Below are 22,539 nucleotides of genomic sequence, written 5' to 3' on the forward strand. Positions count from 1 at the left end.
GCCGGGGACGGAGGCCCCTCGCTCGACCTCGCGGGGGTGGGGGCGGCCGCCGCGCTCGCGTTCGTCGCCTTCACCGGGTACGGCCGCGTCGCGACGCTGGGGGAGGAGGTCACCGATCCGCGGCGCACCATCCCGCGGGCGGTGGTCGCGACCTTGGCGGCGTCCGCCGCGCTGTACCTCGGGGTGGCCGGGGTGGCGGTCGCGACCGTCGGGGCGGACGCCTTCGCCGCGACGGCGGCGGGGGCCTCCGCGCCGCTGGTGGCGGTCGCGCGCGCGTGGGCGGCGGCGGGCGCCGCGCCGGGGGGCCTGCCGGGGCTCCTGGCGGTCGGGGCGGTCACGGCGATGGCGGGCGTGACGCTGAACCTGATCCTGGGGCTGTCGCGGGTCGCCTTCGCGATGGCGCGCGACGGCGAGGCGCCCGCCGTGCTGGCGCGCCTGGATCCGTCGGGGCGGACGCCGACCGCGGCGGTGCTGGTGGTCGCGGGGGGCGTGGCGCTGGGGGTGGCGACCGGCGACGTGCGGGTCACCTGGACGTTCTCCGCGGTGACGGTGTTGCTGTACTACGCGGTGACGAACCTGGCGGCGTTGCGGGTGCGCGAGGGGCGGTTCGTGCCGCGCGCGGTGTCGTGGGCCGGCCTGGTCGGGTGTCTGGCGTTGGCGGCGTTCGTCGCGCCGGCGGCGTGGGCGGTGGCGGGCGTCGTCGCGGCGGTGGCGCTCGGGGTGCGGGCGGCCGCCCGGCGTTGAGGCGTCCGCCTTGTGACCCCGCCGACGAGGTTGGTAGCATGGCCCCCACGACCACGTGAAACGCCGCACGAGCGGTTCGCGCGGCGTGGCGCGTCGTGAGGGCCCGTCCCGGGGACGGTCCCGCGTGCGGAAACGAGAGGTACCGGTTTGTACACCGCCCTGTTCATGCTGTTCCTGGCCGCCGGGTTCATCGGCGTCGCGGCGCTGGCGATCACGTTCGTCACCGGCCCCAAGAAGACGCCGCAGACCGCGACGCTCGAGGCGTACGAGGCGGGCATCCCCGCCGCCGGCGACGCGCGGGAGCGCTTCCCGATCCACTTCTACCTGGTCGCGATGCTGTTCATCATCTTCGACCTCGAAACGGCGTTCTTCTACCCCCTCGCGGTCCGCTTCCAGGAGGCGCCGCAGTACCTGTTCTGGAACGCCCTCGTCTTCGTCGCGATCCTCGGCGTGGGGTACGTCTACGTCCTGCGCCGCGGCGTGCTGGATTGGCGGTGACGCGGTGGCGGTGAGCGACCTCTTCGAGAAGGACTTCACCGAGCTCGAGCGCGACGGCATCCTGTTCTCGACCCTCGGTAAACTCGTCGCTTGGGGCCGCAGCAACAGCATCTACCCCGTCACGTTCGGCCTGGCCTGCTGCGCGCTCGAGATGATGCAGTCGACGAACGCCCGCAACGACATGGCGCGCATGGGCAGCGAGGTGTTCCGCGCCAGCCCGCGCCAGGCGGACGTGATGATCGTCGCGGGGCGCCTGTCGAAGAAGATGGCGCCGGTGATGCGCCGCGTCTACGAACAGATGCCCGAACCCAAGTGGGTGATCAGCATGGGTGCGTGCGCCAGTTCGGGCGGCATGTTCAACAACTACGCCATCGTCCAGAACGTCGATTCCGTCGTGCCCGTCGACGTGTTCGTGCCCGGCTGCCCGCCGCGCCCCGAAGCGCTCGTGTACGCCGTGCTGCAGCTGCAGAAGAAGGTGCGCGGCGAGACGTTCGACGAGGACGGCGTGGAACTCCCGATGGTGGAAGGGTGGACCCGCTCGTGAGCCGCGCCTCGATCCTCGACGACGTCGTCCTCCGCCTCGGCGAGCTGGGCGGCGAGCGCGCCGACCGCGGCGGCGACGTGCACGTCGCGCTCCCCGCCGAACGGATCCGCGAAGCGGTCCGGCGGGCCCGGGCCGGCGGGTTCGAACAGCTGTCCGACGTGCTCGCGGTCGACTGGTCGGAGTACCCCCGGCACGCCGGCCCGCGCTTCACGGTGATCTACCACCTGTTCGCCCCGACGACGATCGAGCGGCTGTTCCTGCGCGTCGCGGTGGAGGACGGCGAGGCGGTCCCCAGCATCACCCCGCAGTGGCGCGGCGCGGACGTCTTCGAGCGCGAGGTGTACGACCTGTTCGGCATCCCCTTCGACGGCCATCCCGACCTCCGCAAGCTGGTGACGCCCGAGGACCTCGACGGCCACCCGCTGCGCAAGGACTTCGACCTGGGCGAAAGCCCGACGTTGTTCAACGACGGGCGCTACCTCGACCCCGCCAGCTTCCGCGCCGGGATGCTCGGCCGCGACGCCGGCCGAACCGGCTGGGTCGGTGGGGCCCGCAAGGGCGTCGTCAGCGAACGGGGGCGCGACGCCGCCCCCGCCGACGCCCCGACCGACGCCGACGGGGGGACGCCATGAGTCCGCAGGCCCCCACCCGCGCCGAGGTGCTGCGCGAGGAGCGGCACGGCGACTTCGACACGAAGCTCATGCGCATCAACGTCGGGCCGGTCCACCCCGCCACGCACGGCGTGCTGCGCCTCGTCGTCGACCTCGACGGCGAGACCGTCATGGGGGCGACCCCGCGCATCGGGTACCTCCACACCGGCTTCGAGAAGACGATGGAGCACCGTACCTGGCAGCAGGTCGTGACCTACACGAACCGCATGGATTACGCCCACGCCCTCGGGCACGACCTCGCCTACGTCCTCGCCGCGGAGAAGCTCCTGGACGCCCGCGTCCCCGAACGCGCGCAACGCATCCGCGTGCTGCTCACGGAACTCAACCGCATCGCCAGCCACCTGCTGGGGCTCGGGACCGGCCTGCTCGACATGGGGGCGCTCACGCCGTTCTTCTACACGATGCGCGAACGCGAACGCATCCTCGACCTGCTCGAGATGGTCAGCGGCGTACGCATGAACTACGGCTACTTCCGCGTCGGGGGGCTGTCGCGCGACCTGCCCGACGGCTTCGAAGCGAAGGTGCAGGCGTTCATCGACGACTTCCCCGCCGCGCTCGAGCAGTACTTCGCGATGTTCCTCGAGAACGAGATTTGGCTCAACCGCACGCGCGGGGTCGGCGTCGTCTCCCGCGAAACCGCCCTCGAGGTCGGCCTCACCGGGCCGTCGGCGCGGGCGTCGGGCCTCGACGTCGACCTGCGCCGCGACGCGCCGTACTCCGGCTACGAGGACTACGCCTTCGAGGTCCCCGTCGCGGAGGAGGGGGACGCCTACCAGCGCTTCGTCGTCCGCGGCGAGGAGATGCAGCAGAGCCTGCGCATCGTCCAGCAGGCGCTCACGCGGCTCGAGCCCGGCCCGATCCGCGATCCCGACCGACGCATCAGCCTGCCCGAACGCCACGAACTCGAGACGAGCATGGAGGCGGTCATCTTCCACTTCAAGCTCGTGACCGAGGGGTTCCACCCGCCCATGGGCGAGGTGTACGTCGGGACCGAATCGGCGCGCGGCGAGCTGGGGTACTACCTCGTCAGCGACGGCGGCAGCATGCCGTACCGCGTGAAGGTCCGCACCCCCAGCCTCCCGAACATCCAAGCGATCGAGCCCGCCTCGATCGGCGGGACGTTCGCCGACATGGTCGTCAACATCGCCACGATGGACCCGGTGATGGGGGACGTGGACAAGTGAGGCCCGCATGATCGAACTCTCGACCGTCCGCCCGTTCTTCGAGGACAAACCCGACGTCCTTCAGGAGATCCTCGGGCGCTACCCCGACTACGGCCGCCGCAGCGCCCTCATGCCGCTGTTGTGGGAGGTGCAGCGCGCGGAACGCTACGTCAGCGAAGCGCGCATCGCGGAGATCGCCGACATCCTCGACCTCACCGCGACCGAGGTGCGCGGCGTCATGAGCTTCTACAGCACCTACCACGGGGACCCGGTCGGCCGGTACCACCTGCAGGTGTGCGCGACGCTGTCGTGCAAGCTCGCCGGCGCCGACGAACTGGCCGACCACCTCGAGGACACCCTCGGGCTGGTGCCGGGCGAGACCGACGCGGAAGGGCGCTTCAGCCTGCAGAAGGTCGAGTGCCTCGGCTCCTGCACCACCGCGCCGGTCCTGCAGATCAACGACGCGTACTACGAGCGGGTCGGCCGCGCCGACGTCGACGCGCTGATCAACGCGATGAAGCATGACGCGCTCCCCGAGCCCGCGCGGGTCCGCGCGGGCGACAACGAGGGGTACGGCGCCGGCGGTCCGCCCGCCGCCCCCACCGGCCCGACCGCCCCCACCGACCCCACCGGCCCCACCGACCCCACCCGCCCCGCCGACGCGGGGGAGGAGGACGCATGAGCGGCTCCGTCACGCCCACCCAGGACCGCGTCACCAGCCGCCGCGACCCGCGGTTCGAGGTGACGCTCTACGCCTACGTCGGGGTGGAGGGCGCCCACGCGCTCGACGCCTACCTCGAGCGCGGCGGCTACGACGCCGCCCGCACCGCGCTGGCGATGGAGCCCGGCGAGGTCGTCGACCGCGTCAAGGCCTCCGGCCTCCGCGGGCGCGGCGGGGCGGGCTTCCCCGCCGGCGTCAAGTGGTCGTTCATGCCGCCCCCCGACGGGCGCGACCGCTACGTCGTCTGCAACGCCGACGAGTCCGAACCGGGCTCCTGCAAGGACCGCTACCTCATGGAGGACGACCCGCACCAGCTCATCGAGGGGATGATGATCGCCGGGTGGGCCATCCAGGCCTCCACCGGCGTGATCTACGTTCGCGGGGAGTACCACCACGCCTACGAACGCCTCCGCGGCGCGATGGAGGAGGCCCGCGAGCGCGGGATCCTCGGGCGGGGGGTGCTGGGCACCGACTTCGATTTCGACCTGATCCTCCACCGCGGCGCCGGCGCCTACATCTGCGGCGAGGAGACGGCGCTCATGAACTCCTTCGAGGGGCTTCGCGCCAACCCCCGCCTCAAGCCGCCGTTCCCGGCGCAGGCCGGCGTCTACGGTCGCCCCACCACCATCAACAACGTCACCACCCTCGCCAGCGTCGTGCACGTCGTCGCCAAGGGCGCCGACTGGTTCGCCTCCATGGGCACCGACGACTCCAAGGGCATCCACCACGCCCAGGTGTCCGGCGCCGTGGCGCGCCCCGGCGTGTTCGAGGTGCCGCTCGGCATCACCTACCGCGAGATCATCCACGACCTCGCCGGCGGGCCGGTCGGGCCGGCGAAGGCGTTCATCCCCGGCGGCACCAGCTGTCCGCTGCTGCCGTTCGACGACGCCCACCTCGACCTCCCCATGGAGTACGCCGCGATGGCGGACGCCGGCACGATGATGGGGACCGGCGGCGTCATCGTCATCCCCCAGGACCAGTGCATCGTCGACGCGATGTACAACGTCGTCCGCTTCTACGCGCACGAGTCGTGCGGCAAGTGCACCCCCTGCCGCGAGGGCGTCGCGACGTGGCTGCCGAAGATGTACCAGAAGCTCCTCGCGGGGCTCGGCACGCCCGAGGACGTCGACCTCATCGAGGACATGGTGAAGAACCTGCGCGGGACCGCCTTCTGCCCCCTCGCCGACGCCGCGGCCTGGCCGGTGCAGAAGAGCCTCGAGCTGTTCCGCGAGGAGTACGAACACCTCGCGCACCACGGCACCCCGCTGTACCCGAAGAAGGACCGGTGGTCGGCGTGAAGATCCACGTCAACGACGTCGAACTCGACGTCGCGCCCGGCACCAGCGTCATCGACGCGGTGTTCGCCGCCGGGTACGACGTCCCCTACTTCTGCAGCCAGGAGTACATGTCGCCCATCGGCGCCTGCCGCATGTGCCTCGCGCAGGTCGGCGCGCCCCGCAAGGACCGCGCGACCGGCGAATGGATCCTCGACGAAGCGACCGGCGAAGCGAAGGTCTTCTGGTTCCCGAACCCCATGGCGACCTGCACCACGCAGGTGATGGAGGGCATGGTCGTCGACACCCTCTCGAAGGAGGTCAAGCGCGCGCAGAACGGGATGGTCGAGTTCACCCTCGTCAACCACCCGCTCGACTGCCCGACGTGCGACAAGGGCGGCGCCTGCGAACTGCAGGACCGCGCCTACGAGTACGGGACCGGCGAGAGCCGCTTCGTGTTCGACAAGCGCCACCAGGAGAAGCACCACGCGCTCAGCGAAGCGATCACCCTCGACCGCGAACGCTGCATCCACTGCAAACGCTGCGTGCGGTACTTCGAGGAGGTCCCCGGCGACGAGGTCCTCGACTTCATCGAGCGCGGCGGGCACACCTACATCGGGACGCTCGAGGACGGCCTCCCCAGCCCCTTCTCCGGCAACATCACCGACATCTGCCCCGTCGGGGCGCTGCTCGACGCCACCAGCCGCTTCCGGGGGCGCAACTGGGAGTACCACCACACCGACACCACCAGCCTCGACGATCCGTCCGGCGCGGCGCTCCGCATCGACGCGCGCACCGGCCGCATCGAACGCATCAAGGCCGGCCTGAACGACGACGTCAACAAGACCTGGATCGACGACGGCACCCGCTTCGGGCACGAGTACGCCGACCACCCCGACCGCATCACCCTCCCGATGGTGCGGCGCGACGGGCGCCTCGAACCGGTCGGCTGGAGCGAAGCGATGCGCGTGATGCAGGAGAAACTCGCCGGCGTCGACCCCAAGGCGATCGGCGTCGCCCTCCGCGCCGACGCCACCCTCGAGGAGGGCGTCGCCGCCCAGGCGCTGGCGGAGCACCTCGGCACCGGCCGCCTCGATCACGCCCCCCGCCCCGCCGCCTCGGTCCTGCCCGGCGGCGCCCCCGCCACGCTGCGCGACGTCGCGACCTCCGACGGCCTGCTGGTGCTCGGCGACCCGACGCACGAAGCGGCGATCGTCGACCTGCGCATCAAGGACGCCCTCAAGGGCGTGCCCCCCGCCGACCTGCTCCCGCACGGCGTCCCCATCGCCGACCTGCGCCTCACCGAACGCATGCCGCGCAGGACGGAGATCCTCACCGTCGTCGCGCCCTACCGCACCGACCTCATGAAGCACGCCGGCCGCGCCGTCACGATCCCCGCAGGCGGCGAAGCGGCGTGGCTGGACGCCCTCACCGCGCTGGCGCACGCCCGCGCCGAAGCGCGGACCGCCGGCGACGCCGGCAAAGCCGCGGACGCCGCCGCCGACGCGTGGGACGACGCGGTCGGCATGAGCGCCGCGGACGCCGCCGCCCTCCTCGACGCGCTCGCCGCCGCCGACGCCCCCGTCCTGATCTGGGGCGGCTTCGTGAGCGCCGACCCCGCCGCCGACGCCGCCGCCCGCGCCCTCGCCCAGGCGGTCGGCGCGAAGACCCTGATCCTCGGCCCGATGGCGAACGCCGCCGGCCTCGAGCGGATCGGCGTCGGACCCAGCCACGACCGCTACGCCTACGCGCCCGCCTCCCCCGACGTGCGCGCCTGGATCCTCAGCGAGCTCGATCCCGCCCTCGACCCCGCCGTCGCGAACCGCTTCGCGGAGCTCGACGCGTTGATCGTGCACGCGTCGTTCCCGAACGCCACGACGGCGCTCGCCGACGTGGTGCTGCCCGCCGTCACCGGCTACGAGAAGGAGGGCACCACCCTCAACGCCGAGGGGCGCCTCCTACCGGTCCGCGCCGCCCCGGTCGAGGCGGGCGCCGCGACCGACCTCACCGGCGTCGTCAAGGCGTACGGCGAAGCGGTCGGCGTGCGGCTCGAGGGACGCAGCGTCCGCAGCGCCCGCCGCGTCCTCGAGAAACGGCTGGACGTCGACCTCGCCGACCTGCCCTCCAGCGGTCGGCTCCTGCCGGGCGCCCCGGCCCCGACCCGCCGCGCCCGTCCGCTCGTCCGCACGCCGGAGGCGTCCGGGTCGGCGCTGGTCGTACCCAGCCTGGTGCGCATCGAGCACCTCGAGCGCAACCCGACCCTGCTGCGCGAGCACGGCGGTCCGGCGCTCCGCCTGCACCCCGCCGACGCGCACGCGCACGGCCTCACCCGCGGCGAGGTCGTCACCGTCCCCGTCGGCGGGATCCCCCGCCGCCTCGTCGTCGCCCCCGACGACGGCGTGCCGGAGGGCACCTGGCTGGTGCCGACGCTGCCCGACCAGCCGGTCGGCCTGCACGCCCTCGACCTGGGGGCGCTGCAGCGCGAGCGGGGCGAAACGGCGGAGGTGGCCTAGGTGGATCCCCTGGGGGTGATCTTCGGCAAGGCGCTCGTCATGAGCGTCCTGCTGCTCGGCGGGTTCGCCTACCTGACGTGGCTGCAACGCCGCCTCCTGGCGCGCTTCCAGCACCGCATCGGGCCCAACCGCACCGGGTGGGAGGGCCTCCTACAACCGATCGCCGACGCGATCAAGATGATCTTCAAGCAGGACGTCACCCCCACGCACGCCGACAAGGTCGTCTTCATCCTCGCGCCCGGCATCAGCGTCGTGTTCGCCCTCGTCGCCTTCGGCGCGATCCCCGCCGGCCCCGCCAACTCGCTGTTCGGGCTCGACCCCTGGATCGTCGACCTCGACATCGGCCTGCTGTACGTCCTCGCGACCACCTCGATCGGCGTCTACGGCATCTTCCTCGGCGGGTGGGCCGCGAACAGCAAGTACTCCCTTCTCGGCTCCCTGCGCAGCTCCGCGCAGATCATCAGCTACGAGTTGGGGCTCGGCCTGTCGGTGCTCAGCGTCATCATGATCGCCGGCACCCTCAACCTCCGCGAGATCGTCGAGATCAACGTCTGGTCGGTCAGTCCCCTGCTCTGGCCGGGGTTGATCGTGGCGTTGTTCGCCTTCTGGATCAGCGCCACCGCCGAGGTCTCCAACGTCCCCTTCGACCTGCCCGAAGCGGAGCAGGAGCTCGTCGCGGGCTACATCACCGAGTACTCCAGCCTCAAGTTCGCGCTGTTCTTCATGGCGGAGTACGTCGGCATGATCACCGCGTCGGCGTTCATCAGCACCCTGTTCCTCGGCGGGTGGAAGGGCCCCGGCTTCGTCGACGCCCTCATCCCCGGCATGAGCGAGTGGCCGTTCGTCTGGCTGTTCGCCAAGATCTTCGTGCTGCTCACGATCTTCATTTGGCTGCAGGCGTCCCTGATGCGCTTTCGCTACGACCAACTCATGCGCTTCGGGTGGGTGTGGCTGTTCGAGATCGCGCTCGGGGCGGCCCTCGTGACGGGAGCGGTGATCGCCTTTGTTCTCTGACGCCACCACCACGCAGCGACGCGGAATCACGCAGCGACGTACGACCACGACCGCGCGCCCCACGGCGCGCACGAGGGGGGACGCATGAGCGTACTCGGCATCGCCAAAGGGATGGGCGTCACCCTGTCCCACCTGTTCAAGAAGCCCGTCACGGTGCAGTACCCGGAGGAGAAGGTCGACGTCCAGGCCCGCTTCCGGGGCCGCCACCACCTGCTTCGCCACCCCGACACGGGCCTCGAGAAGTGCATCGGCTGCAGCCTCTGCGCCGCCGCCTGCCCCGCCTACGCGATCTACGTCGAGGCGGCGGAGAACGACCCCCATGACCCCACCAGCGCCGGGGAGCGCTACGCCTCGATCTACGAGATCAACATGCTGCGCTGCATCTTCTGCGGCTTCTGCGAGGAGGCCTGCCCGACCGGCGCGATCGTGCTGGGGCACGAGTTCGAACTCGCCGACTTCCGCTACGAGAACTTCGTCTACGGCAAGGACGACATGCTGGTCGGCGTCAAGGGCTCGAAGTGGCAACGCCGCGAAGCGGAGCGCGAGGGCCGCGACGTCGAGCTGGGGCTCGCCCCCACGAGCCGTCCCGAGCTCGAGGGCGTGGACTACTGATGCTCGCCTTCGCCGCGCTCGCCACCGTCATGCTCGTCGGGGCGATCGGCGTCGTGACGTTGCGCCAGCCGGTGCACGCCGCGCTGTCGCTCGTCGGTACCCTCCTCGCGCTCGCCGTCGCGTACGTGCAACTGAACGCCGGCTTCCTCGCCGCCATCCAGGTCATCGTGTACGCCGGCGCGATCATGGTGCTGTTCCTCTTCGTCATCATGCTCCTCGCCCTCGACGGCGACGCGCCCCCCGCGAACCTCGCCTGGTTGCGGCCCGCCGCGTGGGGTGCCGGCGGCCTCGCGGTCGTCGCCCTCCTCGCGGTGCTGCTCCGCGACCCGCTCGGGCCCGCCGCCCCCGCCGCCATCGCCGAGGTGTTCGCCGGAAGCGGCGTGGGGGGCGTCGCCGACCAACTCTTCGGGCGGTTCGTGCTGTCGTTCCACCTCGTCGGCGTGCTCCTGTTGACCGGCGTCGTCGCCGCCGTCGGGCTCGTGCAGCGCAAGGCCGGGCAGGCCGCCGAAGCCCGCGCCCGCGCGGGGCAGGCCGGCGCCGTCCCGCCCGACGCGCCGCCCCTCCCGGGCCGCGAACCGGTGGAGGCGTAACGTGTTCGAGCCCGTCCCCCCCAGCTACTGGGTCGCGCTGTCCGCGCTGCTGTTCGCCGCCGGCGCCGTCGGGGTCCTCACCCGCCGCAGCGCCATCCTGGTGTTCCTCAGCGTCGAGTTGATGCTGAACGCCGCCAACCTCTCGCTCGTCGCGTTCGCCAACCAGTGGGCCGACGCCGGCGCCGCCGTCGCGATGTCCGGCCAAACGGTCGTGTTCGTCGTCCTCGCCATCGCCGCCGCCGAGGTCGCGGTCGGCCTCGGCATCCTCGTCGCGATCTTCCGCGACCGCGCCAGCACCGACGTCGACGTCCTTTCGGAGGTGCGCGCGTGAGCGACCCCGCCACCTGGCTCGTCTTCGCGCCCGCCCTGGCGTTGGTCGGCGCCGTGATCAACGGCGTGTTCGGGCGCTACCTCCGTCCGCCCCTGCACGGCCTCCTCGCCAGCGCCGTCGCGCTGGGGGCGTTCGCGCTGTCGCTGATCGCGTTCACCGCGCTCCTCGGCCGCGAGGTCCGCAGCGTCGCGGTGCCGCTCGGCGACTACCTCCGCGCCGGCGAGCTGAGCGTCCCGCTCGGCGCGATGATCGACCCGTTGTCCGCCACGATGATGCTGATCATCACCGGCGTCGGGAGCCTCATTCACGTCTACAGCCTCGGGTACGTGCACGGCGACCCCGGCCAAAGCCGCTACTTCGCGCTGTTGAACCTGTTCCTCGCCGCCATGTCGGTGTTGGTGCTGGCCGACTCGTACGCCCTGATGTTCGTCGGGTGGGAGGGGGTCGGCGTCGCCTCGTTCCTGCTGATCGGCTTCTGGTACGGCACGACCGCCAACGCCGACGCCGGCCGCAAGGCGTTCATCGTCAACCGCGTCGGCGACGTCGGGCTGCTGCTCGCGATGTTCCTGATGATCGGCGCGTTCGGCACCCTCACCATCCAGGAGGTCAACGCCGCCGCCGTCGAGCGGGCGTTCGGCTCCGAGCTGCTGGGCCTGATCGGGATCCTGCTGTTGGTCGGCGCGGCGGGGAAGTCGGCGCAGCTCCCCCTGCACGTGTGGCTGCCCGACGCGATGGCCGGCCCGACGCCGGTCTCGGCCCTCATCCACGCCGCGACGATGGTCACCGCCGGCGTCTACCTCGTCGCGCGCAGCGCGCCGCTGTTCGCGATGACGCCGTTCGCGTCCGCCGTCGTCGCCTGGGTCGGGGCCGCCACCGCCCTCCTCGCCGCCCTCGTCGCCCTCGCGCAGACCGACGTCAAGAAGATCCTCGCCTGGTCCACCATCAGCCAGCTCGGCTACATGTTCGTCGCCGTCGGCGCGGGCGCCTACTGGGTCGGCATCTTCCACGTCGTCACGCACGCCTTCTTCAAGGCCCTGTTGTTCCTCGGCGCGGGATCGGTCATCCACGCCCTGCACGGGGAACAGGACCTCCGCAAGATGGGCGGCCTCCGCCGCCTCCTGCCGGTGACGCACGCCACCAGCCTCGTCGCGATGCTGGCGATCGCCGGCGTCCCCCCGCTCGCCGGGTTCTTCAGCAAGGACGCCATCCTCGTCTACACCCTCACCAGCGAACACCTCGCCGGGTACGGCACCGGGGCGCTGTACGGCGTGCTGCTCCTCACGGCGGTCCTGACCGCCTTCTACATGTTCCGCTGGTACCACGGGATCTTCGGCGGCGCGTCGCGCATGGACGCCAAGGTCGAGGCCGGCGTGCACGAATCCCCCGCCGTCATGACGGTCCCCCTGACGCTGTTGGCCGGCTTCTCGGCCGTCGCCGGCTTCGTCGGCCTCCCGGCGTTCGCCTTCCCGAACCTCGTCAAGGGCTGGCTGCAGGACGCCACCCTCCGCGGCCTCGTCGAGGTGCCCTTCGCGCATCCCTCCGCGGCGGTCGAGTGGGCGTGGATCGGCATCTCCGTCGCCGCCGCCCTCGGCGGCCTGGCGTTCGGGTGGTGGACCTACGCCCGCCGCGGCGGTGCGCCCGTGCGCCGCCTCGCGGAGGGCCCCCTCGCCCCCTTCGCGCGGAGCGGGATGGGCGTCGACGGCGCCTACGGCGCGGTCGTCGTCGGCGCCTCGGAGGGCACCGCGGACGGCGTCGCGACCCTCGATCGCGACGTCGTCGACCGCGGCCTCCTCGGCCTCGGCAGCGCCCTGACCGCGTTCGGGCGCCTCGCGGCCGGCCTGCAGACCGGCTTCGTGCGCACGTACGCCTTCGCGATGTTCGCCGGGGCGGTGGTCCTCGCCCTCGTGCTGGCCTGGACGGGGGTGCGCGGATGACGCTCGCCATGCTGGTCCTCCCGCTCCTCGGGGCGGCCGCCGCCGCCTTCGCCCCCGGCCGCCTCGCGGTCGCCGGCGCCCTCGCCTCCGCCCTCGCGACGTTCGGCGTCGCGGCGTTCCTGAGCGGGGCCGGCGCCGTGAGCGTCGCCTGGCTGCCCGCCCTCGGCATCGACGTCACCCTCGATCCGTTCGGGGTGCGCGGCGTGCTGGCGACGACGGCGGCCCTCACGATGATCCCCGTCGTCCTCACCGCCGGCCGGCAGGCGCCGGCGCAGCGCCGCACCTACCTCACGGCGTTGCTGCTGATGCACGCGACCCTCAACGGGGTGTTCCTCGCCACCGACCTCGTGCTGATGTACGTCTTCTGGGAGGCGACGTTGCTCCCCAGCCTGTTCCTGCTCGGGACGTTCGGGGGTCCGGGGCGCCGCGGCGCGGTGACGAAGTACCTGGTGTACGCGATCACCGGGTCGTTCCTGATGCTCGCCTCGATCCTCGCCCTCGTGCCCGCCTCCGGTGCGGCCAGCTACGCCTTTGCCGACCTGTTGCCCGCCGCCCGCGCCCTCGACCCGGTCGTGCAGACCTGGTTGTTCGCCGGGTTCGCCGCGGCGTTCGCGGTGAAGCTGCCGCTGTTCCCGCTGCACGCCTGGCTGATCGACTTCCACCGGCAGAACCCCCCGTCCGGCGTCGCGGACGTCGCCGGCACCCTGTACAAGGTCGGCGGCTTCGGGTTCTTCGCGTGGGCGATCCCGCTGTTGCCCGACGGCGCGGCGGCGTTCCAACCGTTTCTCCTCGCGCTCGCCGCCGCGACCGCCCTGTGGGGCGGCCTCGCCGCCACCCGGCAGGAGGACCTCAAGTCCATGCTGGCGTACATGTCGCTGTCGCACATGGGCGTCGTCGCGCTCGGCGTGTTCTCGCTCACGCCGGTCGGGTTGACCGGCGCGATGTTCCTCCTCGCCGCGCAGATGCTGTCCACCGGCGCGCTGTTCCTGCTGGCCGGGATGCTGCACGCCCGCACCGGCCAGTACGGCTTCGCGCACTACGGCGGCCTCGCCAAGAGCGCCCCCGCCCTCGCCGCCGTCACGCTGTTCGCGCTGTTCGCCGCGATCGGCGTGCCGGGCCTGTCGAACTTCCCCGGCGAGTTCCTGGCGTTGGCCGGCGGCTTCGCCGCCTCGCCGTGGCTGGGCGGCGTCGCGGCCCTCGGGAGCGTCGTCGCGGCCGGCGTGTACGGCGTGAACACCTACCAACGCCTCTTCCAGGGCCCGCCCGGGGAACGCCGCGCGGACCTCGGTCCCGCCGAGATCCTCGTGGTCGCCCCCCTGATCGCGGGCATCCTCTGGCTCGGCCTGGCGCCCGCCCCGCAGCTGGAGCGCATCGACGCCTCCGCCGCGGTCGCCACGACCCTCGCGGCGCCGCCCCCGACGCCCCTCGCGCTGCAGGGGGACGCCCGATGATCGCGCCCCCCGACGGCCTCGTCCTGGGCGGCGTCGCGCCCGCCCTCGCCCTGCTGGTCGCCGCCGCGACCGCGTTGATCCTCGGGACCGTCCGCGCCGACGCGCGGCAGGGGGGCGCCGTCGCGCTCCTCGGCCTGGTGGCCAGCGCCGTGTTCGCGGTCCGCAACCTCGTCGATCCCGGCGCGCACGGCGCGACGTTCGGGGTGCAGTGGGTCGTCGACGGCCCCTCCGCCGGCCTGAGCATCGCCATCCTGGTCGGGACGTTCCTCGCGGTGCTGTTGAGTTGGGATGCGCCGGTCGCGCGGGTCGGGGACCGCCCGGAGTTCTACCCGCTGGTGTTGCTGGCTGCGGCGGGCGGCGTCGCGATGGTGCACGCCGGCGACTTCGTCGTGCTGCTCCTCGGCCTCGAGATCCTCAGCCTCTCCGTGTACGCCCTGTCCGCCTGGCGGACCGGGGTCCGGGAGGGCGAGGAGGCCGGCATGAAGTACTTCCTGCTGGGCGCGTTCGCCTCCGCCATCCTGATCTACGGCGTCGCGCTGACGTACGGTGCGACCGGCGCGTTCGACTTCGGTGCGATCGGGGCCGCCCTCGCGGCCGGCGCCCCCGGCCCCCTCGCCCTCCTGGGCGGCGCCTTCGTCCTGGTCGGGCTCGGCTTCAAGGTCGCCTTCGCGCCGTTCCACCAGTGGGCCCCCGACGTCTACACGGGCGCCCCCACCCCCGTCACGGCGTTCATGAGCGTCGTCGTCAAGGTCGCCGCGTTCGGGGCGCTCCTGCGCGTCGCGCGCGACGCGTGGCCCGCGACGGTGCCCAGCCTCGACCTGATGCTCGCGGTCCTCGTCGCCCTCACCCTCGTCGTCGGGAACCTCGGGGCGCTCCTGCAGAGCGGCGCGAAGCGGATGCTCGGCTACTCCGCCGTCGCGCACGCCGGGTACCTGGGTCTCGCCGTCCTCGCCGCGGGGCAGGGTGCCGCCTCGCCCACGACGGTGGTCTGGTACCTGCTGGCCTACACGTTCATGAACCTCGGGGCGTTCGCCGTCACGCACCTCGTGATGCACGACGACCCGCAGGGCGACCGCATCGAGGCGTGGCAGGGCCTCGGGGCGCGCAAGCCCGGCCTGGCGGTCGCCATGACCCTGTTCCTGTTCAGCCTCGCGGGCTTCCCGCCGCTCGCCGGGTTCTTCGGCAAGGCCCTCGCGGTCCGCGCGGCGTTCGAGGCCGGCTGGTCGGCCCTCGCCGTCCTCGCGCTCCTCGCGGCGGTCGTCGCGGTGGTGTACTACACCCGCTTCGTGTTCGCGATGTGGTTCGCCCGCGCCCCCCGCGCCGGCGAGGTCGCCGCGAGCGACGCGGCGCGCTGGGCGATCGGCCTCGCCGCCGCCGGCACCGTCGCGATGGGTCTGTTCCCCGACGTCTGGTACGCCCTCGTCGAGGGCGCCGGCGTCGTCGCCGCCCTGACGCCCTGACCCCCGGGGCGCCCCCGGACCCCTCGGGGCGTCCGGGGGCGCCCCGAGGGTGCTAGCCTTCGCGGCGTGCATCCCTACGTCCGACGCCTCGGCGACCGCGACCCCCTCGAGGTCCTGCGCGCCACCCCGACGCACCTGCAGGCCATCCTCGACGACCCCCGCTTCGACCTGGAGCGCCCCTGGCGGCCGGGGGGCTGGGACGGCCGCGCGCTCCTCGCGCACCTCGCCGACCAGGAGATCGTCACCGCGTACCGGGTCCGGCGGACCGTCGCCGCGCACCGCGCGGACGCGGACCCGTACGTCGCGCACGGCTACGACCCGGGCGCCTGGTCGGTCGACTACCCGGGCATGGACCCCGCCCTCGCCGTCGCGTCGTTCTCCGGCCTGCGGGCGTGGAACCTGGCGTGGTTCGCGCGGCTCGACCTGCAGGGCTGGCTGGCGGCGTACGCGTCCCCCGCGGGGGACGAGACCACCACCGTCGACGCGTTCGTGCGCCGCGTCGCGGGGCACGACCTGCACCACCTCGAGCACCTCGGCGCGATCCTCGACGGCTGACGGCCGCGTGCGCCGCACGCCCGGCCGCGCCGCGCGGCGCGGGCCCGCGCCCGTGGTAGATTCCCCGGCATGAGCACCGAACGCACCTTCGCCATGATCAAACCCGACGGCGTCCGCCGTCGCCTCGTCGGCGAGCTGATCGCCCGCATCGAAGCCAAGGGCTACGACGTCGTCGCCCTCAAGCGCATGGAGATCCCGCGCGAGACCGCGGAGACGCACTACGGCGAGCACCGCGACAAGCCGTTCTTCGCCGGACTCGTCGACTTCATCACCAGCGGCCCGGTCGTCGCCATGGTCCTCGAGGGCGAGAACGCCATCGCCGGCTGGCGCGGCATGATGGGCGCCACGAACCCCGCCGACGCCGCCCCGGGCACCATCCGCGGCGACTTCGCGACGACGATCGACGAGAACGTCGCGCACGGCTCCGACGCGCCCGCCACCGCGCAGCGCGAGATCGCGCTGTTCTTCCCCGAGCTCGGCTGACGCCGACACCCCCTCCGGAGGTCCCCATGCCGTCCCCCAGCCGCCGCATCGACGCCGTTCGCGCCTCCTCCACCGTCGCGTTCAACACGAAGGCGGGGGAGATGAAGCGCCAAGGGGTGGACGTCATCGCCATGACGGCCGGCGAGCCGGACGCCCAACCGCCCGCGCACGTCCTCGACGCCGCGCGCGACGCGATTCGTCTGGGCCTCACGAAGTACACCCCGGCGGAGGGGTCGTTCGCGCTGCGCGAAGCGATCACCCGGAAGCACGCCCGCGAGAACGGCTGGGAGGCCGACCCGAGCCAGGTGATCGTGGGGACCGGCGGGAAGCAGGTCCTCTACGAGGCGATCCAAGCGATGATCGATCCCGGCGACGAAGTGATCCTCATCGCGCCGTACTGGGTGTCGTACCCCGCGCAGGTCGAGATCGCCGGAGGCGTCGTCGTGCCCGTCCACGCCCGCGCCGAGGACGGCTTCGTGCCCGACCCCGACGCGGTCGCCGCGGCGTTCACGGACAAGACCCGGCTCGTGATCCTCAACAGCCCCAGCAACCCCACCGGCGCGGTGTACCCCCGCGCGGTGGTGGAGGCCATCGCGGGCGTGGCCCGCGAGCACGGCGTGTGGTTGATCAGCGACGACCTGTACGAACACCTGATCTACGAGGGCGAATTCACGCCCGTCCAGCCGCTCTACCCCGAGGGCACCCTCACGGTGCACGGCGCGTCGAAGGGGTTCGCCCTCACCGGCTGGCGGATCGGCTGGGCGGTCGGCCCGACCCCGCTCGTGAAGGGCATGACGCGCCTCCAGGGCCAGATCACGAGCGGCGCGAACGCGCTCGCGCAACACGCGACCGTCGCGGCCCTCACCGAGGTCGAGAAGACCGAAGCGTTCCTGCGCGCGACCCGCGCGGCGTACGTGGAGCGCCGCCAGGTCCTCGTCGACGGCCTCAACCGCTTGGGCCTCCCGACGGCGATGCCGCACGGCGCCTTCTACGCCATGGCGGACCTCACGCCCCTCGACCCGGACGAGGGAACCGCCGCCCTCCGCCTCCTCGAGGAGGCGCACGTCGGCGTGGTCCCCGGCACCGACTTCGCGGCGCCCGGCTTCGCGCGCTTCAGTTACGCGACCAGCCTCGAGAAGATCGAGGAGGCGCTCGCGCGCATCGAACGGCTGATGGCCTGACGCGAGCGCGCGTCGGCTACCCTGGGGGCATGGCCACCCGCCCCGTCCACCTCACGAACCGGCGCGGCCGAACCCTCGCCGCGAAGCTCGAGACGCCCGACGCCGGACCGCCGCACGCCACGGCGCTCCTCGCCCACTGCTTCACGTGCGGCAAGGACCTCAAGGGCCTCGTGCGCCTCAGCCGCACCCTGAGCGACCACGGGTTCGCCGTGCTCCGCGTCGACTTCACCGGCCTCGGGGAAAGCGAAGGCGACGTCGGCGAAGCGGGGCTCGGCGGGGACGCCGACGACCTGCTCGACGCCGCCGCCTGGCTCGAGACCGAGATCGCCGCCCCCGCCCTCCTCGTCGGGCATTCGCTCGGGGGGCTCGCCGCGATCCTCGCCGCACCCCAGCTGCCCTCCCTCCGCGCGCTCGCCACGATCGGCGCGCCGTCGGAGCCCGCGCACGTCCTCGGTCTCGTCGCCGTCGACCCCGCCACCCTCGAGGCGGACGGGCGCGCGGAGACGACCCTCGCCGGCCGCACGTTCACGCTTCCGCGCCGCTTCTTCGACGACCTCGCCGCGCGCGACCCGCGCGCGGTCCTGCGCGACCTGCGCGTCCCCCTGCTCGTCCTGCACGCCGTCACCGACGCGATCGTCGGGGTGCGCCACGCCCAAGCGTTGTTCGAGGCGTCGCAGGACCCCCGCACGTCCTACGTCTCGCTCGGGCAGGCCGACCACCTGCTCTCCCGCGACGTGGACGCCCGCTTCGCGGGCCGCATGCTCGGGGCGTGGGCGGCCGGCCTCGTCGAGCGGGCCGGCGACCGCGTCGAGGCGCCCGCCCCCGCGACCGACGCCCCCCGCCTGCCCGAGCGCGTCTCGCGCGCGGTGACCGGCGCGGGGTACGCCACCGACGCGTGGGCGGGCGGCCACCCGCTCCGCGTCGACGAACCCGAGAAGGTGGGGGGGACCGACACCGGAGGGACGCCCGGCGACCTCGTCCGGACCGCCCTCGCCGCGTGCACCAGCATCACCCTCCGGATGTACGCCGACCGCAAGGGCTGGCCGCTGGACCGCATCGAGGTCGACGTCACGTCCAGCAGCGAACGCAAGGACGGCCAGGTCCACACCCACTACGAACGCCGCATCACCCTCGTCGGGGATCTCGACGACGACCAGCGGGCGCGCGCCATCGAGATCGCCGACCGGTGCCCCGTCCACCGGTCGCTCGAGGGCCCCACGACCATCGACACCGTCGAGGTCTGACCCGCCGCCCCCTCCGCGCGGTAGCCTCCCGGAATGCCCGCCGCGTCCCCCACCCCCTTCGGGTCCCGCCGTTTCCTCGGGTGGGACCCCGTCGCGGGGGGTGCGCTGTTGCAGCTGCTGCACATGTCGTTGTTCTTCTCCAGCTTCGGGGTGTACGTCGTCGCCTGGGAGGCGGACCTCGGCTGGACGCGGACGGCGACCGCCGCCGGCTTCGCCGCCATGACGGTCGTCAGCGGCGGCTTGGGGGTGCTGCTGGGGCGCCTCCTCGAAGCGGTCGGCGTCCGCCGCATCGTCGCGGCCGGCCTCGCCGCCCTCGTCGCGGGCCTGCTGGCGTTGTCGGTCGCCACGACCCTCGTGCACTTCTACGCCGCGATGGCGCTCGTCGGGCTCGGCCTCGCCATGTCGGGGTTCCTGCCCGTCACCGCCGCCGTCGTGCCGTGGTTCACGACGCGGCGCAGCACCGCGATGGCGGTGATGTCGCTGGGCCTCAGCGCCGGCGGGTTCCTCGTCCCGCTCGTCGCGACGTCGGTGGAGGAGCTCGGGTGGCGCGTCACGCTGCGCCTCTCCGCCGCCGCCGTCGTCGCCCTCGCCGGGCCGATCATCGTGACGATGCGGCGCCCGCCCGACGCGTACGGGCAACGCCCGCAGGGCCTCCGGGCCGATCCGGAGGCCGCGCCCGCCCCGCGTTCGTTCACCCTGGCCGAAGCGGTCCGCACGCCCGCCTTCTGGCTGTTGGCGGGCGGGCACGCCGCAGCGTTGTTGATCGTCAACGCCCTCAACGTCCACCTGGTGCCGCACCTCGTCGCCGGCGGCGGGTACGCCCTCACCGAAGCGGCGGCCGTCGTGACGCTCGTGACGATCGCGCTCGGGGTCGGGCAGCTGCTCGGGGGGCCGCTCGGGGATCGGTTCGACAAGCGCGGCCTCGCGACCCTCGCGATGCTCGGGCACGCCGTCGCCATCGCCCTCCTCGCCGTCCGGATCGGACCGGTCGTCGTGCCGGTCGCCGCGGTGCTGCACGGGGTGGCGTGGGGGGTGCGCGGCCCCCTCATGACGACGCTTCGCGCCGACTACTTCGGGCCGGCGCACTTCGCGTCGATCATGGGCGCGTCGATGACGCTCTTCCTCGCCGGGCAACTGATCGGGCCGGTGTTCGCCGGCGCGTTGGCCGACCTGGTGGGCGGCTACCGCACGCCGTTCGCGATCCTCGCGGCGGTCGGGGTCGCGGCGGCGTACGCGTTCCGGCGCGCCCACCCGCCGACCCCACCCGACGGGGCGATCCGCTAGCGTGCGCGCCCGCCGCTACGACCGCGAGATCCTGCACCTCGCCATCCCCGCGCTCGGGGCGCTCGCGGCGGACCCCCTCGTCAGCCTGATCGACACCGCCTTCGTGGGGCGCCTCGGGGCGCTCCCCCTCGCCGCGCTCGGGGTGAACGTCGCGTTGTTCAACCTCGCCTTCGTGCTGTTCAACTTCCTGGCCTACGGCACCACCCCGCGCATCGGCAAGGCGTTGGGGCGGGGCGACCGCGCGGCGGCGGGCCGCACCGTGACGGACGCGTTCGTCCTCGCGGCGGGCCTGGGCGTCGTCGTGCTGGCGCTCCTGCAACTCTTCGCGGTGCCCCTGCTCCGCCTCATGGGCGCCGAAGGCGCCCTGCTGGAGCCGGCGGAGACGTACCTCCGGATCCGCGTGCTGGCCGGCCCGGCGTTGTTGCTCATCACGGCGGCCAACGGCGCCTTCCGGGGCTTTCAGGACACCCGGACGCCGCTCGTCGTGACGACCGGCGTCGCGGCGGTGAACCTGGTGCTCGATCCGCTCTTCATCTTCGCCTTCGGGTGGGGCTTGGCGGGGGCGGCGTGGGCGACGGTGATCGCGCAGTGGGCCGGCGCCGCGGCGTTCCTGGCGTTGGTGTTCGGCCGGCTTCGCGGCGCCTGGCGCGTCCCGGTCGGCCTCCCGACGCTCCGCGCGCTGGTTCCCTTCCTCCGGGTCGGGTGGGCGCTGGCGATCCGGACGGCGGCGTTGATCGGGACGCTCACCGCGGCGACCGCCGTCGCGACCCGCGTCGGGGTCGTCGAGGTCGCCGCGCACCAGGTGGCGGCGCAGCTCTGGATGTTCCTGGCGTTGGTCGTCGACGCGCTCGCCATCGCCGCGCAGGCGCTCGTGGCGCGCTACGTCGGGGAGGGGAGGCCCGCGGACGCGCGCGCGGTCTCCGACCGCCTGTTGGCGATGGGGGTGGGGGTCGGCGTGGCGCTCGGGGTCGGGTTCTGGCTGCTGCGGGCGCCGCTCGCCGCGGCGTTCGCCGACGACCCCGCCGTCGTCGCGGCGATCGCGTCGGTCCTTCCCTTCGTCGCGGCGATGCAGCCGGTGAACGCGCTGGTGTTCGTGTGGGACGGGATCTTCATGGCGATCGAGGATTTCTCGTTCCTGGCCGTCGCGATGCTCCTCTCCGCCGCGGCGGGGGGCGCGGTGTTGGCCCTCGTCGGGCCGTTCGGGTGGGGCTTGGCGGGGGTCTGGTGGGGCATCACGGCGTTGATGGCGGCCCGCATCGTCGCGATGGCGTGGCGCTACCGGCCGGCGGGGGGCGCGTTTCGGCGGGCGGCCGAGCGCGTCACCTGAGCGCGGGACCGTTCGAGGGGGCGCGGGCGGCCCCCGGAGAGCGACGAACCCGTCGGTGAGGGATCGGACGTGACGTGGCTCCCGCATGGATGGAGTGTCCCTCGACGACGGCCTCGCATCGGCCGCACGACCGCAACGCTTCGTGCCGGACGCGGTCTGCGCCGCCGTTGCGGAGCGCAGGGTCGGTGGGCCGGGCGGCGATCCGGAAATCCACGTCCGAAACCTCGATCTGGAGCCGGATGCCCCCGTTACCCCCTGACCGGTCGAAGGGGTACTGGCGGCTCTGGAGCGAGGGTGTTTGCGACGCGGCGGCGCATCGCGGCGACGGTGCGCGAAGATCCGTGGGGACCGGTCGCGCGTCGAGGCGAGGATGCCCTCGCCGTGAGCCGGCCCTACGGCGTCGCGCGGCTCATGGAGCATGGGCTCGCCCACGCGCGCCGGATGCCGAATGGGCACCCAGGAACGTGCACGTAGGGGTCGGCGCGGGACGTGGACTCGCGTACGGAGGTGCCGTTGCACGTGGTGGGGAGGTGCCGGCGGGGATGTGGCGTCCTACGACGGCGTCCGTGGAGCGCGCATCGTGGTCGGAGGGCGGGGTGGGGGCGTGGGAGCGGACGCTTCCTTCGGGTGCGTACGAGGTGCGGGTGGGGAACGTGGGGGATGCCGTACGCACGCGGACCGAGAACGCCCCGAGGCACGTCACCGTCGAGGACCCGGCGCGTTCTTCTTCACGTCGAGCCGGACGTTCGGGCGCGACGGGCGGACCGACTCGAGGGGACGGCCTCCGCGACACCTTCGACGCGATCCCGGACGTCGTACGCGTAGGGGGCCGATGCGTCGTTCGCCGCGCCGGTCGACGACGACACGCGCGTCACGGCGCGGCTCGATTACGCGCGGGACGACGCGCACCGCCTCGGCATCGCCGTCGGTCTCGAGCGCACGTAC

Annotated in this window: 21 protein-coding genes; all 21 read left to right on the forward strand. The window is 73.1% G+C overall.

The window, feature by feature from the left end; all coding sequences use genetic code 11:
* On the forward strand, positions 1 to 744 hold a 744-nt coding region (locus tag RI554_01950; GenBank protein ID MDR9390775.1), incomplete at its 5' end, for an APC family permease.
* A 147-nt stretch (positions 745 to 891) separates the two neighbouring features.
* Entirely contained in the window at positions 892 to 1,242 is a 351-nt protein-coding gene (ndhC, locus tag RI554_01955; GenBank protein ID MDR9390776.1) for an NADH-quinone oxidoreductase subunit A, read from the forward strand.
* 4 nt (positions 1,243 to 1,246) lie between these two features.
* Positions 1,247 to 1,786: an NADH-quinone oxidoreductase subunit B family protein gene (locus RI554_01960; GenBank protein MDR9390777.1), complete on the forward strand. Its 540-nt coding sequence runs from the start codon at positions 1,247 to 1,249 to the stop codon at positions 1,784 to 1,786.
* Entirely contained in the window at positions 1,783 to 2,418 is a 636-nt protein-coding gene (locus RI554_01965) for an NADH-quinone oxidoreductase subunit C (protein ID MDR9390778.1), read from the forward strand. Before RI554_01960 ends, RI554_01965 begins: the two co-directional genes overlap by 4 nt.
* Positions 2,415 to 3,641, forward strand: a complete 1,227-nt coding sequence (nuoD, locus tag RI554_01970; protein MDR9390779.1) for an NADH dehydrogenase (quinone) subunit D — start codon at positions 2,415 to 2,417, stop codon at positions 3,639 to 3,641. The genes RI554_01965 and nuoD overlap by 4 nt, the downstream gene beginning before the upstream one ends.
* Positions 3,642 to 3,648: 7 nt before the next feature.
* Positions 3,649 to 4,302: an NAD(P)H-dependent oxidoreductase subunit E gene (locus RI554_01975; protein ID MDR9390780.1), complete on the forward strand. Its 654-nt coding sequence runs from the start codon at positions 3,649 to 3,651 to the stop codon at positions 4,300 to 4,302.
* Positions 4,299 to 5,639: an NADH-quinone oxidoreductase subunit NuoF gene (gene nuoF / locus RI554_01980; GenBank protein MDR9390781.1), complete on the forward strand. Its 1,341-nt coding sequence runs from the start codon at positions 4,299 to 4,301 to the stop codon at positions 5,637 to 5,639. Before RI554_01975 ends, nuoF begins: the two co-directional genes overlap by 4 nt.
* The gene (gene nuoG, locus RI554_01985) at positions 5,636 to 8,128 is read left to right on the forward strand and encodes an NADH-quinone oxidoreductase subunit NuoG (protein MDR9390782.1); all 2,493 of its coding nucleotides are present in this window, start codon (positions 5,636 to 5,638) and stop codon (positions 8,126 to 8,128) included. Before nuoF ends, nuoG begins: the two co-directional genes overlap by 4 nt.
* Positions 8,129 to 9,142 carry a complex I subunit 1 family protein gene (locus RI554_01990; GenBank protein ID MDR9390783.1) on the forward strand — a complete coding sequence of 338 codons (1,014 nt, stop codon included), beginning with the start codon at positions 8,129 to 8,131 and terminating at the stop codon, positions 9,140 to 9,142.
* Positions 9,143 to 9,226: 84 nt separating this feature from the next.
* The gene (gene nuoI, locus RI554_01995; protein MDR9390784.1) at positions 9,227 to 9,754 is read left to right on the forward strand and encodes an NADH-quinone oxidoreductase subunit NuoI; all 528 of its coding nucleotides are present in this window, start codon (positions 9,227 to 9,229) and stop codon (positions 9,752 to 9,754) included.
* Entirely contained in the window at positions 9,754 to 10,344 is a 591-nt protein-coding gene (locus RI554_02000; GenBank protein MDR9390785.1) for an NADH-quinone oxidoreductase subunit J, read from the forward strand. The genes nuoI and RI554_02000 overlap by 1 nt, the downstream gene beginning before the upstream one ends.
* Before the next feature lies 1 nt (position 10,345).
* On the forward strand, positions 10,346 to 10,675 hold the full coding sequence (gene nuoK / locus RI554_02005) for an NADH-quinone oxidoreductase subunit NuoK (protein MDR9390786.1): 330 nt from the start codon (positions 10,346 to 10,348) through the stop codon (positions 10,673 to 10,675).
* Entirely contained in the window at positions 10,672 to 12,609 is a 1,938-nt protein-coding gene (nuoL, locus tag RI554_02010; GenBank protein MDR9390787.1) for an NADH-quinone oxidoreductase subunit L, read from the forward strand. The genes nuoK and nuoL overlap by 4 nt, the downstream gene beginning before the upstream one ends.
* Positions 12,606 to 14,060, forward strand: a complete 1,455-nt coding sequence (locus RI554_02015; GenBank protein ID MDR9390788.1) for an NADH-quinone oxidoreductase subunit M — start codon at positions 12,606 to 12,608, stop codon at positions 14,058 to 14,060. The genes nuoL and RI554_02015 overlap by 4 nt, the downstream gene beginning before the upstream one ends.
* Positions 14,057 to 15,520, forward strand: a complete 1,464-nt coding sequence (locus tag RI554_02020; GenBank protein MDR9390789.1) for an NADH-quinone oxidoreductase subunit N — start codon at positions 14,057 to 14,059, stop codon at positions 15,518 to 15,520. Before RI554_02015 ends, RI554_02020 begins: the two co-directional genes overlap by 4 nt.
* Positions 15,521 to 15,586: 66 nt before the next feature.
* Positions 15,587 to 16,075 carry a DinB family protein gene (locus RI554_02025; GenBank protein MDR9390790.1) on the forward strand — a complete coding sequence of 163 codons (489 nt, stop codon included), beginning with the start codon at positions 15,587 to 15,589 and terminating at the stop codon, positions 16,073 to 16,075.
* A gap of 69 nt (positions 16,076 to 16,144) precedes the next feature.
* On the forward strand, positions 16,145 to 16,558 hold the full coding sequence (ndk, locus tag RI554_02030) for a nucleoside-diphosphate kinase (protein ID MDR9390791.1): 414 nt from the start codon (positions 16,145 to 16,147) through the stop codon (positions 16,556 to 16,558).
* A 26-nt stretch (positions 16,559 to 16,584) separates the two neighbouring features.
* A complete protein-coding gene (locus RI554_02035; GenBank protein ID MDR9390792.1) occupies positions 16,585 to 17,739 on the forward strand; it encodes a pyridoxal phosphate-dependent aminotransferase in 1,155 nt (384 codons plus the stop codon).
* A 29-nt stretch (positions 17,740 to 17,768) separates the two neighbouring features.
* Positions 17,769 to 18,983, forward strand: coding sequence for a bifunctional alpha/beta hydrolase/OsmC family protein (locus RI554_02040; GenBank protein MDR9390793.1), 1,215 nt, complete (start codon positions 17,769 to 17,771; stop codon positions 18,981 to 18,983).
* Between the two features lie 33 nt (positions 18,984 to 19,016).
* Entirely contained in the window at positions 19,017 to 20,267 is a 1,251-nt protein-coding gene (locus RI554_02045; protein MDR9390794.1) for an MFS transporter, read from the forward strand.
* Between the two features lies 1 nt (position 20,268).
* Positions 20,269 to 21,594 carry an MATE family efflux transporter gene (locus RI554_02050; protein MDR9390795.1) on the forward strand — a complete coding sequence of 442 codons (1,326 nt, stop codon included), beginning with the start codon at positions 20,269 to 20,271 and terminating at the stop codon, positions 21,592 to 21,594.
* Positions 21,595 to 22,539: the final 945 nt, after the last annotated feature.

Source organism: Trueperaceae bacterium (assembly GCA_031581195.1).
GTDB lineage: Bacteria > Deinococcota > Deinococci > Deinococcales > Trueperaceae > SLSQ01.